Source organism: Promicromonospora sp. AC04 (assembly GCF_003058225.1).
Classification (GTDB): domain Bacteria; phylum Actinomycetota; class Actinomycetes; order Actinomycetales; family Cellulomonadaceae; genus Promicromonospora.
On record NZ_QBUG01000002.1, the window covers coordinates 572,876 to 586,289 of the forward strand.

At 70.6% G+C, this 13,414-nt stretch carries 10 protein-coding genes; all 10 read right to left on the reverse strand.

Annotated features, from left to right (window positions below):
- Positions 1 to 47 precede the first annotated feature (47 nt).
- The gene (htpX, locus tag C8K30_RS08105) at positions 48 to 971 is read right to left on the reverse strand and encodes a zinc metalloprotease HtpX (protein ID WP_108492356.1); all 924 of its coding nucleotides are present in this window, start codon (positions 969 to 971) and stop codon (positions 48 to 50) included.
- 136 nt (positions 972 to 1,107) lie between these two features.
- Positions 1,108 to 2,508 (reverse strand): FAD-dependent oxidoreductase, encoded by a 1,401-nt coding sequence (locus C8K30_RS08110; RefSeq protein ID WP_108492357.1) that lies wholly within the window; start codon positions 2,506 to 2,508, stop codon positions 1,108 to 1,110.
- Between the two features lie 240 nt (positions 2,509 to 2,748).
- The gene (locus C8K30_RS08115; protein ID WP_132237403.1) at positions 2,749 to 3,381 is read right to left on the reverse strand and encodes a hypothetical protein; all 633 of its coding nucleotides are present in this window, start codon (positions 3,379 to 3,381) and stop codon (positions 2,749 to 2,751) included.
- A 78-nt stretch (positions 3,382 to 3,459) separates the two neighbouring features.
- Positions 3,460 to 4,236 (reverse strand): hypothetical protein, encoded by a 777-nt coding sequence (locus C8K30_RS08120; RefSeq protein WP_108492359.1) that lies wholly within the window; start codon positions 4,234 to 4,236, stop codon positions 3,460 to 3,462.
- On the reverse strand, positions 4,233 to 4,709 hold the full coding sequence (locus C8K30_RS08125) for a DcrB-related protein (protein WP_108492360.1): 477 nt from the start codon (positions 4,707 to 4,709) through the stop codon (positions 4,233 to 4,235). Before C8K30_RS08125 ends, C8K30_RS08120 begins: the two co-directional genes overlap by 4 nt.
- Before the next feature lie 32 nt (positions 4,710 to 4,741).
- A complete protein-coding gene (locus tag C8K30_RS08130) occupies positions 4,742 to 5,944 on the reverse strand; it encodes a WXG100 family type VII secretion target (protein WP_146197385.1) in 1,203 nt (400 codons plus the stop codon).
- Between the two features lie 160 nt (positions 5,945 to 6,104).
- A complete protein-coding gene (locus C8K30_RS08135; RefSeq protein WP_108492362.1) occupies positions 6,105 to 6,389 on the reverse strand; it encodes a WXG100 family type VII secretion target in 285 nt (94 codons plus the stop codon).
- Between the two features lie 116 nt (positions 6,390 to 6,505).
- The gene (locus C8K30_RS08140; RefSeq protein WP_108492363.1) at positions 6,506 to 10,981 is read right to left on the reverse strand and encodes an FtsK/SpoIIIE domain-containing protein; all 4,476 of its coding nucleotides are present in this window, start codon (positions 10,979 to 10,981) and stop codon (positions 6,506 to 6,508) included.
- A 1-nt stretch (position 10,982) separates the two neighbouring features.
- Positions 10,983 to 11,681 carry a hypothetical protein gene (locus C8K30_RS08145; RefSeq protein ID WP_108492364.1) on the reverse strand — a complete coding sequence of 233 codons (699 nt, stop codon included), beginning with the start codon at positions 11,679 to 11,681 and terminating at the stop codon, positions 10,983 to 10,985.
- A 46-nt stretch (positions 11,682 to 11,727) separates the two neighbouring features.
- Entirely contained in the window at positions 11,728 to 13,359 is a 1,632-nt protein-coding gene (locus C8K30_RS08150; RefSeq protein WP_108492365.1) for a serine/threonine-protein kinase, read from the reverse strand.
- Positions 13,360 to 13,414: the final 55 nt, after the last annotated feature.

Genomic DNA, 13,414 nt, shown 5'->3' on the forward strand with positions numbered 1-13,414 from the left:
CCCCGCGGGCCGCGACGAACGCTTTCGTACGCGGCGAGGAGGTGGATTCAGAGCATTCCCGGCGGGGTGCCCCAGTCCGGGCCCGACGTCGGGCCGCCGGGGTTGTAACCACCGGACGGACCGCCCGCCATCGCCTCGAGGCGGCGGATGCGGTCCGGCATCGGCGGGTGCGTGGCGAACAGGCGCCCGATGCCGGCGCCGCGGAACGGGTTGGCGATCATCAGGTGCGACACGTTGGTGAGGTCGCGGTCCTGCGGCAGCGGCGCGCGCTGCGTGCCCTGCTCCAGCTTCCGCAGCGCCGAGGCCAGGGCAAGGGGGTCGCCCGTCAGGCGGGCCCCGTCCTCGTCGGCGTCGTACTCGCGGGTGCGGGAGATCGCCATCTGGATCAGCATCGCCGCGACCGGGGCGAGGAACGCCATGGCGAGCGCGGCGAGCGGGTTGCCACCCTCGCGGCGGTCGCCGCCGCCGAAGAACAGCAGGAACTGCGCCAGCGCCGTGATGAGGCCGGCCATCGCGGAGGCCACGGACGACGTGAGGATGTCGCGGTTGTAGACGTGCATGAGCTCGTGGCCGAGCACGCCCCGCAGCTCGCGCTCGTTCAGGAGCTGCAGGATCCCCTCCGTGCAGCACACCGCGGCGTTCTGCGGGTTGCGCCCCGTGGCGAACGCGTTGGGCGCCTTGGTGGGCGAGATGTACAACCGGGGCATCGGCTGCCGCGCGGACGTGGACAGCTCACGCACGATCCGGTGCATCTCCGGGGCCTGCAGCTCCGTGACCGGGTACGCGTGCATCGCCCTGATCGCGAGCTTGTCGGAGTTCCAGTAGCCGTAGGCCGTGGTCCCCAGGCCGATGAGCACGAAGATCCAAAGCATGCCGGGGCTACGTCCGAAGAGCGCCCAGATGCCGAAGATCACGACCCACATACCGCCGAACAGCGCGGCGGTCTTCAGCCCGTTGTAGTGCCTGTGCATCGCACTCCTTTCCACCAAGCCGAACGCGCCGCGCCAGGCGGCGGTTCCCGGGACCATGATCGCGCACGCACGTTGCGGGGACGAGAACGGCGTGAGCCCCGGGCGGGACCCACGCCGTCACCGCACGACCGCGTCGTCAGGCCTGCGACCTGCTGATCGAGATCATCTCGTGGCGCGGCACGACCTTGACCCGCTCGCGGCCCTCGGCCTCGCCCAGCGAGCGCTCGTGCGCGTCCAGGAGCTCCCAGCCGGACCACTCGATGTAGTCGACGCCCTTGCCGGCGAGGAACTCGGTGATCGCCTCCGGCGTACCCTGCGGCGCGGTACGTCCGCCGTCCAGGTCGCCCGGCGCCTCGCCGTCGGCCACGCCGGTGACGTCCTCGACGAGGTGGCGCACCGTCTCCGACGCGTCGGACTTGGTGTGGCCGATCAGGCCCACCGGGCCACGCTTGATCCAGCCCGTGGCGTACACGCCGGGGACCTGGTTGCCGTCGATGTCGACGACCCGGCCCTCGCGGTTGGTGATGACGCCCTTGACGTCGTCGTACGGGATCTCCGGCAGGGCCGAGCCGAAGTAGCCCACGGCGCGGTAGACGGCCTGGACCGGCCAGTCGGTGAACTCGCCGGTGCCCTTGGCGGTGCCGTCGCCCTGCAGAGCGGTGCGCTCCGTGCGGAAGCCGACCACCTTGCCGTCCTCGCCGAGCACCTCGGCGGGCGCGTTCAGGAAGTGCAGGTGCAGACGGCGCGACGCCGTGTTCTGCGCCGGGTCCTTCAGCGTCCAGTCCACCAGGGTCTTGACGACCTGCTTGGTCTGGTTCGACGAGTTGATGGCGGCCTCGGAGCCCTCGTCGAAGTCGAAGTCCTCCGGGTACACGACGATGTCGACGTCGGGCACGTGGCCCAGCTCGCGCAGCTCCAGCGGCGAGAACTTGACCTGCGCCGGGCCGCGGCGCGCGAACACGTGCACGTCCGTGACCGGGGAGGACTTCAGGATCTCGTGCACGTTGGCCGGGATCTCGGTGGGCAGCAGGTCGTCTGCGTGCTTCGCGAGGATGCGGGCCACGTCGAGGGCGACGTTGCCGGCGCCGATCACTGCCACCTGCTCCGCCTCCAGCGGCCAGGTGCGCGGCACGTCGGGGTGACCGTCGTACCAGGACACGAAGTCCGCGGCACCGTAGGAGCCGTCGAGGTCGATGCCGGGGATGTCCAGCTCGGCGTCCTTGATGGAACCGGTGGAGAAGATGACGGCGTCGTAGAACTGGCGCAGGTCTTCGAGCTTCACGTCCACGCCGTAGTCCACGTTGGCGAGCAGGCGGATGTCTCCGCGGCCCAGCACCTTGTGGAGCGCGACGATGATCTGCTTGATGCGCGGGTGGTCCGGGGCCACGCCGTACCGCACCAGACCGAACGGCGCGGGAAGGCGCTCGAACAGGTCGATGCTGACGTCGAGGTCGGTCTTGGACAGGATGTCGCTCGCGTAGATGCCGGCAGGGCCGGCGCCGACGACGGCGACGCGCAGGGGTCGGGTGGTGCTCACGAAAGGGGCGCCTTCCGGTCGAGGTCAGGAGGGAAGCGAAGGCCACTCACGATTCTACCGACCGGGTAAGGCGTGCCTCATCCCCGCTCAGGGGGTGGACGTGGCGTTCCTGTGAGGATCGGCCGTCGGCCGGGTCCAGCGCCCCTGCTCGCGCTGGGCATCCCGTCATGACGACGGCGGGGGTGGCGCGGACGCCTGGCTCGGCGTCCCCGCCACCCCCGCCGATAACAGTGCGGCAGGTCAGGAAGCAGAGCCTTCCCAGTTGCCCGTGACGTCCAGGCTCTGGTCGACCTGCGCGACGAACTCCGGCGTCATCACGTCCGCGGAACCGGAGAGCTGGATCAGGGAGGGGATCCCGTTGCCGTCGATGATCGACCAGACCACGCCGGTGTACTGCTGGCCGTCGGACTGGTAGGTGTACGAGGTGTTGGCGCGGTCCTCGCCGGTGCGCAGCGTGGTGACCGGTGCGAAGTTCTCGTCGGTCGCGCCCGTGCCCTCGACCTGGCCGATGAACCAGTCGATGGACTCCTGCGCGGACATCGCCTGGCCGCCGGGCATGAACCCGATGCGGCCGTCCACACCACCGTCGGCGTCGTCCTGCTGGAGCACGTAGACGTAGGACCAGCCGTCGGAGTCTCCCACCGACTGCCAGTCGGCAGGGATCTGGGCCGTCAGGTGCTCGGCCGTGACCGTCTGCACCTCGGCGCCGGCATCCGCCGGAGCGGACTCCGCGGGCGCCGACTCCGAGGCCTCGGAGTCACCCCCGACCGGCTCGAGCTGGCCGGCCGAGAACGAGCAGGCGGCGAGCGCGGGCGCGACGATCAGGGCCGTGACTGCGGCCAGGATGGAACGGCGGGACTGCATGTGAATCACTCACTTCCTTGGTGGTGGCGCCACCGATGGGCGCCACGAGGGTGCGTTACGACGTGGCGCCGGCCGCGTGGGCCGGGCCTACTTCTCGAACAGCCGTGCTCCGGACCAGTCGCGGGGCGGCCGCCAGCCGTTGTTCCGCAGGACGGTGAACACCGGCACCTTGGCGTCGGCCGGCTTGATCACGACTGCACCCTCCCACGAGGTGCGGGTTCCCGTCTGGCCGACCACGTGGACCTGGCCGTCGGCGCCCTCGACGAACGAGGCGGACGTGCCACCCGACGTCTTGCCCTTCTGCCAGGTCCAGTTGCCGTAGGCCGTCGCACCCAGCGGCCCGGCGGCCGCGCGCACGGACGCCTTGCCGGAGTGCTCGACGAACCTGTACTGCGCCTTGGTCGGGTCGAGGTCGACCTCCATGCGCCATGCGTAAGCCTGCGACCCGCGCACGAACAGGGTCTGCCAGCGCATCTCCTCGTGCTTCCACTGGACCGTGACGCGTACGCCGTCCGGGCTCCGCGTGGCGTCGATCTGGTAGGGCAGCCCGTCGCTGTTCATCCCGACGAGCTGCGCCACGACGTCCTCCACCGGTGCGGCTGCCCCGACGGCCCGGACCGGGCCGTCGGGCACCTCTGCGCGTTCCCGGTCGGCGAGCGCGCGCTGTCCGCGCCTGTACGTCCACATTCCTCGCCAGACCACACCGGCGGCGGCAACGAGGATGAGAACGATGCCGAGCAGCAGCTGGTCGTTGAGAATCGAGAGGACGCCACCGACGAAGAAGATGGATCCCACGACGAAGACGATGCGGCGGCTGACCACCGCGAACTGCTGGTCCGTCGAGGGACCCTGCGCGTCGCTCATCGGTCGGCCAGCTCGACGCTGTCCTGGATGGCCCGGACGGTCGTCCACATCTCCTTGGCCTGGGCTCCCGCGCAGGTGCCGGTGATCTCGACGACGTCGCGGACCCCGTCGTGCTCGACGATGGCCATGCGCAGCGCCTGCGCCATGGTGCCCGTCGTCTCGCTCGTCCAGGCGCCCTCGATACGGATAGCGGGCAGACCGGAGATGGTGGTCTTGACCCGACCGACCTCCTGGTAGCCGGGCGTCGCCTCGAACTTGGCGAGCGCCCGCTGCACCACCTCGTCGAAGGTCTGCCCCGGCCTCATCCGCTGGATGACGACCAGCACATTCGGCCGGAACTCCCCCTCGGGGCGCTCCTGGATGATCGCGATCTGCGCCTCGGGCACGGAACGCGGGACCCAGCCTTCCGGGCAGTCCATGACGACCTCTGGGAAACCGGGAAAGGTCTCGCTCGGGTAGGTGACTGTGCTCATGCTGCTATCCAATCAGGTTCTGTGATGGGTCACTAGAAGCCGAAGAAGTCACCGACACCCTCGAGCGCGTCACCCGCGCCGTCGATGACTGCACCACCGGCATCCGCGATGGCGTCCACGGTGTCAGCAGGCGAGACGTCGAACGAGACCGAGAATCCGGCACCGATACCAAGAGCTGCTCCGAGCTCGAGGTCGACGCCGACGTTGTCCCAGCCCACGTCGAGGTCCGCGTTCGCCTTGACGCCGAGCCCGGCGTAGACCTCACCCTCGGCGCCGGCCGTTACGCCCGCCACCGTGACCGATCCATTGGCCGAAGCCTCACCGCCGATGAACGCCTCACCGCCCGCACTGACGCCGAGGCCCTCCGGGCCCAGCGTCGCGCCTGCGTTGACGTCGGCTCGCCCGCCGACGAAGGCCTCGGCGCCGCCCTCGGCACCGATGTGCTCGCCGTAGCCGACCTGGCCGCTCGCGCTCGCACCGACACCCGCCTCGACGCCGGCCGAGCCCTCGGCCGTGAGCCCGTTCTCGTTCAGGCCGACCGACCCGCTCGCGTTGGCCCCGAGGCCGGCGTGCGCCTCGGCCTCACCGGAACCGTGCGCGCCGTCCTCGGAACCGAACTCGCCCTCGACACCGGCCTCGGCACCGACGAACCCTTCGACCTCGCCCTCGGCAAGGTTGACGTTCACGCTCGGGTCGCCCGCCCCGCGGGCAGCGTCGATCGGGTTGCCGTCGGCGTCCGTCCCGCTCGGCGTGAAGTTGCCGTTCTCGTCGTAGGTGCCGTGACGCTCGGACGTGTACTCGGTGTTGTTCCGCTCGAACTCGCCCTCGGGACCCTGATGCGAGTAGGAGCCGCTCGGACCGCCGCCCTCTTCGCCGCCACCCGAGTCCGAGCCGCCGCCGCCGCCACCGCCGCCTGAACCGGCGCTGCCGCCGACACCGACGCCGACGCCGCCACCCGCATAGTCGTCCGACGTCGTCTGCTGCGCGTCAGCGTTGGCGCGCACCTTGACAGCGACATCGGTCAGCGCAGTGGCCGTTTCCTTAAGCTTTGTCAGATGGTTCCCGGTCCACTCCTCGCGGAACCCTGCACCGTCCGGCCCGCTCCAGGCTTCCGCCTGGGGAAGCGCGGCCTCGACGGATGAAACGACAGCGTCAAGCGTCTCGCTGCCCTCGTCGAACTTGTCGGCAAGGAGACGCAGCGCCTCGATATCGGCGCCTACCAAACCCCCGCTCACATGATCCTCCTCATGTCCTGCCACCGACAGGTTCGGATGGCCACATCATCAGTCCCCTTGCTGATCGAGGGATGCGGGACCGGCTATGGTCCCGCATCCCTCGTGGTGGCCCCCCGTGTGCGGGAGCCCGTCCTGCAGAGCTGGAAGAGCTCGGGCTCGATCAGTACGAGCTCGAGGTCTCCTCCTGCATCTGGGCGTTGTTGTCGGCGGTCGTGCCGTAGGTCTCGAGCGCCGCGGCGATCTCGTTCAGCTTGGTGGCGTGGGTACCGTCCCACTCCTCCTGGAACTGCACGGCGTCCGAACCGCTCCACTGGGTCTGGGCCATCTGGGCCGTGATCGACGTGACGACCTGCCGGACACCCTCCGCCTGGGTCCGGAGCGTGTTGGCGAGGCTCCGGACTGCCTCGACGTCAAGACCGAAAACATTGCCCTGCTCTGCGACCATGTCCTGCTCCTTTGTCTGTGGCTGCCCCTCCGGACAGCCTCCGTTTCTGCGACGTCACGAACTATTCCATGGCCCGTGACGCGGTGGAATGGGGAGGACTCCCCATCCCGTACCCGTCACCCCGGCAGGGCGACGTGGATCTTGGTGGGCCGGCCCGCCGTGACGAGGAAGCCACGGCCGGGCGGGAAGTCCTTGCGGCGGATCCGGCCCAACGGCGTGTTCATGAGCGTCTCGCCGTCGCTGTCCCCGGGCGTGAGGATCAGGCCGTTGCGGCCGGACTTGAAGGGCCCGGCGAGCGTGAACGCCTTGCTCCAGGTGGACGACTCCGACTCCCCGATGACGAGCTGCTCCTTGCGGGAAGCGAGCTTGACGAACGCCTCCATCGGCTTCTCCGCCGGTGTGCCCGTGAGCTCGGTGTAGTTCTCGATCATCACCGTGAGAGTGCCTGGAGCTGCTCGGTCGCTCTCGAGGACGGTAGTGAGCTCCTTGAGCGTCTCCACGATGTCCTCCGGGGACGAGGCCGTCATGTCCCAGAGGTCCAGCGCCGACAAGCTCGACCGCCGCGACGACAGGTACACCAGCCGCATGCCCCCGTTCCGGCGCAGTGCGGTTGCCAGCGTCACGAACCCCGTCGTACGGCCGGCCCCGGGCGGGCCGGCCAGCATGAGCGGGCCGCGCAGCGGCAGTCCGACCGGCGCGATGTCGAGGTCCCGCAGGCCGATCGTGGCCATCTCCCCCGTACGCTGCGGAAGCTGGTCGAGCGTGAACGTGTCCGGCAGCCGCTCGACGCCAGGTGCCTGCGGCACACCGCCCACCGACCGCATCGTCTGCTCCAGGCGGGCCAGCTCACGCGACTGCACCGCCGCGTTGGAGTCGCCACCCAGCACGGCGATCTGCGCCTCCTGGCCATACATGATCGCCCGGCCCGGCGCCGACGCCGGGGTCAGGACGTCCTTCGGCACGTTCAGCATCGTGTAGTCGTCCTCCCGCGCCATCCGGTGCACGATGCGCTTCTGCACCGTGGAAGCCAGGGAGGGCGGCACGGACACCGCACGGTCGCCGGACATCACGAGGTGGATCCCGACTGGCCGGCCGTCGGTCGCGAGCTGCGTGAACGCCCCGAAGACCGAGAAGCCGCGCGCCGCGATCGTCTCGTAAGCATCGCGGAACGCGCCGATGCCGTCGAGGAGCACGATGATGCGCGGCTCGTCGGGCTTGTTCGCCAGCCGCCGGTACTCGTCGATCGTCGCCGCCCGCACGGCGGCGTACCGGTCGGACCGCTGGTCCAGCGTCTCGCGCAGCCGGCGGAGCAGGCGGGTCACGCGCTCCTCGTCGTCGCCGGAGATGATCGCGCCCACGTGCGGCAGGTTCTCCAGCATCGACAGACCACCCGAGCCGCAGTCGATGCCGTAGACCTGCACCGGGCCGCCCCGGTGCGTCAGGCCCGCCGAGACCGCGATGGTGCGCATCGTCGTGCTCTTGCCGGTGCCGCCCGTGCCATAGATCGCAAGGTTGCCGTCGGTGTCAGGCTCGTAGTGCACGGTCGGCTGCGCCTGCTGCGGCGGGTTGTCCAGCACGCCGAGGACGAGCTGCGAGTCGGTGCGCCGGTTGGGCAGCAGGGCCAGGTCGTAGGTGGCTGCCAGCTCCTCGAGCCATGGCTTGCGGGGCGCCGGCACGCCGGCCTCGCTCGCCGCGCGCCGAATCGTCGTGACCATCCGGGCGATGTCGTTGGGGCCCGGGTCCTGTTCCTCGATCACCTCGGGCGCCGGCAGCTCCCAGCGCCGGCCCGTACCGAAGTCCATCTCCTCGACGTCGAGCGACGACCGCTCCGGCTCGTCCTTGGTCCACCCGCCGGCGTAGCCGGTCTGGAACGTGGTGAGCCGGCCTGGGCCGGTCTTCGCTGCGCCGCGGCCGGGGATCGACGGCGAGAAGTGCGCCGCCATCTCGTCCCCGAGCACGTCCTTGGAGTCGTGCTCGTCGGCCATGCGCAGTGCGATGCGGAGGTTCGTGTTCGCACGCAGGTTGTCCTTGATGACACCCGCGGGGCGCTGCGTCGCGAGGATCAGGTGCAGGCCGAGCGACCGGCCACGCTGGGCGACGTCGACCACGCCGTCCACGAACTCCGGCACCTCGCCGACCAGGGCCGCGAACTCGTCGACCACGATGATGAGGCTCGGCGGCGCCTCGGGGTCGCCCGTGCGCTCCAGCGAGGCGAGATCCTTGGCCTTCTTCCGGTTCAGCAGGTGCTCGCGATAGTGCAGCTCCGCGCGCAGCGAGGAGAGCGCGCGCCGCACGAGGTGCGGGGACAGGTCGGTGACCAGGCCAACCGTGTGCGGCAGGTTGACGCAGTCGGCGAACGCGGCGCCACCCTTGTAGTCGACGAACAGGAAGGTCACGCGGTCTGGGCTGTGCGCCGCCGCCATACCGAGCACCCAGGACTGCAGGAACTCCGACTTTCCCGCACCGGTGGTGCCGCCCACGAGGGCGTGTGGGCCCTGCGTACGCAGGTCCAGGTGGAACGGCTCCACACCGTTGTGCCCGATGAGGGCGCGCAGGTTGGTCGGCGTCTTGCGGCGCACCGGCGGCGACCCGTCCCGCGGGGTGAGGGAGAGGTTCTCCTTCCACCGCTCGATCACGCTGTTCGGCTCCTTGCCGACCTCGGTACCCGCGAGCGCCAGGTAGGAGACGGCGCGCGGCAGGTCGGACTCGTCGTCGGTCGGCGCGCCGACATCGATCACCGGCGCCAGGATCCGGGCGACCTCACGCGCGGTGTTGAGGTCGGCTGCGTCGCAGCGCACCGGGTAGGCGAGCTGCCCATAGTGCACCTGGCCGGTCATCGCGCCGTTGTCCGCGGCGTTGGGGTCCAGCAGCACGAAGGTGCGGCAGGCCGCGGGGAGCTGCTCGACGGTGGGCGCGATCCACACGACGTGGACCCCGGCCGCGGGGCCGTGCTCCAGGAGCCGCACGATGCGGGCCCTGTCGACGGGGGCGTCGTCCTCCACGAGGACGACGACGGACGGCAGCACCGGCGGGACCGGCGCGTCCGTGCGGTCCTTCTCCGAGGCCCGCTCGCCCTCGAAGGGCGCGTGGACGTCGAGGCTGACGCCACGTGCCTCGACCAGCTCCTCGAGCCGGGTCAGCAGGGAGACACCGGAACCGGGGTCGTCGGCAAGGTGGTCCGACGCTCCGAGGGGGCTGTGCGGCGAGCCGGTGTGGGGCAGCCACTCCAGCCACTCCCAGTCCGCGCGCGAACGGGCGGACGTCAGCGCGGTGATGACCACGTCGGCGGGCGAGTGGAGAGCGGCGAGCTGCAGGAGGACCGACCGACCGACAGGCTCGACCACACCGCTGGGTCCGGCGATGCCGATGTTGCCGCCGTAGCGGAGCCCGGCGCCCATGGGGACATCGTGGATGGTGACGCACCGCGCCTGCAGCTCCAGGATCCGCTGCCAGTGCTCCGGCACCGCGTCGTTCTCGCGCGGCTCGTCGAACTCGGTGCGGGCGGGTGCCGACCCGAGCCCGAACCGCACGGACAGGAAGCCGCGGTGCTCGGGGCGGTGCGTCCACATGAGCCCGCCGAGGCGGCGGACGGCGTCGAGCGACTCCGCAAGCGACGGCGCCTCCGCGAGCCGGACGGCCCGCTCGACGGCGTGCGTGCGGTCGATGCGCTCGGCCGTGAACTCGGCGGCCTTCTCGAACTGCTCGGACGCCTCCTTGAACTGCCTCTTCCCGTAGAGCTTCCGGTCGAAGTACATCCCGATCATCATGACCGGGCTCATGAACATGAACATGAGGGAGAGCGGGTTGCGGGTGACCGAGTACATCGCCGCACCCATCGCCATCGGCGCGAGCATCATCATCCACGGCAGTCGCTGGGGCTGCGGCGGCCGGGGCGGCTTGGGGGCCTTGATCTTGATCTCGCCGAAGCGGGTGACCACGCGCGGGGATCGGTTGAACTCGACGACCGGGCTGGTCGGGGCAAGGCTCGTGGAGCGGTGCAGGGCCACCACGGACAGCGTCGTCTCGCCGAGGGTCACGCTGTCCGACGACGTCAGCGTGGCCCGCGTCATCCGTTTGCCACCCATGACGAGGCCGTTCGCGGAGGCGAGGTCGTGCATCTCGATGGACTCGCCGACGACCACACGGGCGTGCCGCTTGGAGACCTGCCCGTCCTGGAGGCGAATGTCCATGCCCCGGTCGCGACCGATGTAGGAGGTGCCGACCGGCAGCGGGAACTCGCGCCCGGCGTCGGGTCCCTCGATGACGCGCAGCTGCGCGACGGCGGTGCCGCGGTCCTGCCCAGGGTTCACGAACTGCTCGGAGACCCGCACTATCGAGACCACGGACCCGGAGCGCAGGCCCGCCTGGACCAGGTCGCTGGTGGGGGTCAGGACCCGGCCGCCCGCGAAGCTCGTCGAGCCGTCGCCGACGATCTGCAGCGTCAGGTTCTCGGGCGCGGCGGCGCCGTTGCGGGTCGGGTCGCCCGAGAAGAGGGCCTCGGCGACGTCGCGCACCGTGGCGGTGGCGTCGGCGGTGACCGCGACGTTCACGCCGGACTCGTCGGGCCGGTTCAGCGTTAGCTTGATGCGCACTTCAGGCGTCGTCCTTCAGATCGAGGAGTGGTAGGTCTGCGGGGGTCACCAGCCGCGAGGCGACCGCGTACTCGACGAGCCGCGCACGGCGGTTGGTGGCAAGCGCTCCGGGGCCGCCGCGCAGCCCCTTCACGCCGATCCGGTCGAGCTTCTCGCAGACGTTGTCGAGCTTGCGGTTGAAGCGGGTGGTGGCCCAGCCCAGGCGGCGAGCCGCGTCCGTGCTGGACGGGATCTCGCTCAGGCCGGTGCCCTCGCGCCGCAGCATGGGCTCCGCGAGCACCACGATGAGCTGCTTCTGGCTGGTGGTGAAGCTGATGGCGCCGATGGTGGTGGCGCCGGAGTCGGGGTCCTCCGAGCGGACCTCGTGGTACGGAGCGTCCGTGAGCTGGGCCGTCACCTCGTAGGTGGTGGGGCCCGCGGTGAAGACGATCGACGTGGTGGGGAAGACCAGGGGCAGTCGGTGTCCCGGCGGGAGCCACGACTGCACGCCGCCGCCCGCGTCGCACACGGTGGCCGAGATCAGCGACCCCACGTTGGAGAGCCACCAGATCCCGTCCTCCTGCGTCACCCGCAGGAAGCGCCGGTGCAGGTAGGGGTTGTCGTCGATCGCGAGGTCGCCCTCACGGCCGACGTCGAACCCGTCCGCTGCCTGCGCAGGGTCGAACCACTCGCCGCAGAACTCGAGCGCGAGATCGCCCACGTCATCCTCTCCCCCCTGGGTCAGCCGGCCGATCGGCCGGGGTCGGTCAGTCTGCTTTGACGCAAAAGTCCTGCGGCTCTTCGGATGCCTTCCCGGACCGGGTCACGACGACCTCGATGCACGTCGGCTCGCCGTCGGACCGTGGCACGGTCACGGTGGTGGCCGTGGTGGGCGTGTACTGGCCCTGCCCCTCGGTGAGCGACAGCCGCCGCCACCCGTACCCGTCGCCCTCTTCAGTGGTTCTCGGCGGCTTCCAGGTGAAGACCACCTCGTCGCCGTTAGCCTTGCCCGTCAGGTCCCGGACCGGCGGCACGTAGCCGAATCCCGGTGCGGGCGGCGACTCTGCCGAGACCGTCGAGGTGTCGTCCGGATCCGGCTCCTCCCCGCCGTTGCGCAGAGCGAACCAGCCCACGACGAGCACCGCGACCAGGATCACCGCGCCACCCACGAGCACCACCGTCCCCCACGGCGACGACTTCTCCGGCTCGATCTCCTGGGGCAGGGGCTCCTGCGTCTCGGGTGCCCGCGTGCGGTGCACCGTCTCTTCCACGGGCGGGGCTTCCCAGCCGACCGCTGCCACCGGCAGGTCGAGGGCCGGGACGGTCGTCCGCGCACCGGTACCGGTGCTCGCCTGCGGACCCCAGCCGGACGTGTCCCGGGGGGCCGCCGGCGCGAAGGTGCCCGACGACATCGACACGCCACCGCCGGACGACGTCCCAGGAGCGGGCTGCTGCCCCGGGTCGATCGCCGTGACGCTCTTCAGCCGCGTGCCGTCGTCGTCCTCTTCCTCCTCGGCGACCGCACCGGTCTCGTCCAGGAGGTCAATCGGCGTCATGTCGCGCGCCAGGCCCACCTGGACCTGCTGCAGCGCCCGGGCGAACGCCAGCACCGACGGGTACCGCGAGGAGGGATGCTTCGCCATCGCGATGCGCAGCACCTGCTCCAGCGACGGCGGCACGTCGTTGCGCCCGATCGGCGGCAGCGGCGACTGCTCGACGCGCGCCACCAGGTCAGCCGACGTGTTGGACCCGCCCGGCACCTCGAACGGCGTGCGGCCGGCCAGCAGCGTGTAGCAGGTGGCGGCCAGCGCCCACACGTCCGTCGTCTTGGCCGCGATCGGCGGGTCGCCGAACGACTCCGGCGGCGACCACGGGATAGACATGCCCTCGGCGGCCGAGGCGTCGTCGACCGTCGAGGAGATGCCGAAGTCCGTCAGCACCGGGTGCCCGAACTGCGTCACCAGGATGTTGGCCGGCTTCAGGTCGCGGTGCAGGATCCCCAGCCGGTGCGCCGTCTCCACGGCACCCGCGATCTGGATGGTGGTGCGCAGCGCCTCGGCCAGCGAGAAGCGTTCCGACCGGTACCGCGCGCCCAGGTTCGGGCGCGAGCAGTACTCCATGGCCAGGTACGGGCGGCCGTCGGCAGCGACGCTCGCCTCGTACATCGTCACGATCGAGGGGTGGTTGCCCAGGATCGCCATCAGGTCGGCCTCGGAGTCGAACGCCACCCGCTGGGCGTCGCTCGCGTGCTCCTTGAGCAGCACCTTGACGGCGACCAACCGCTTCGGTCGCTGCTGCTCGTACAGGAACACGTCAGAGAAGCCGCCCGAGCCGATCACCTTCTTGTACTCGAACCCGGCGATCTGGGGCGGCGCCGACGGCGCGCGCTTGCTACTCACACTTCTCCTCTGTTGATGGTCGAGCGGTAGTCGATGGTCGAGCCTGTCAGGGCTC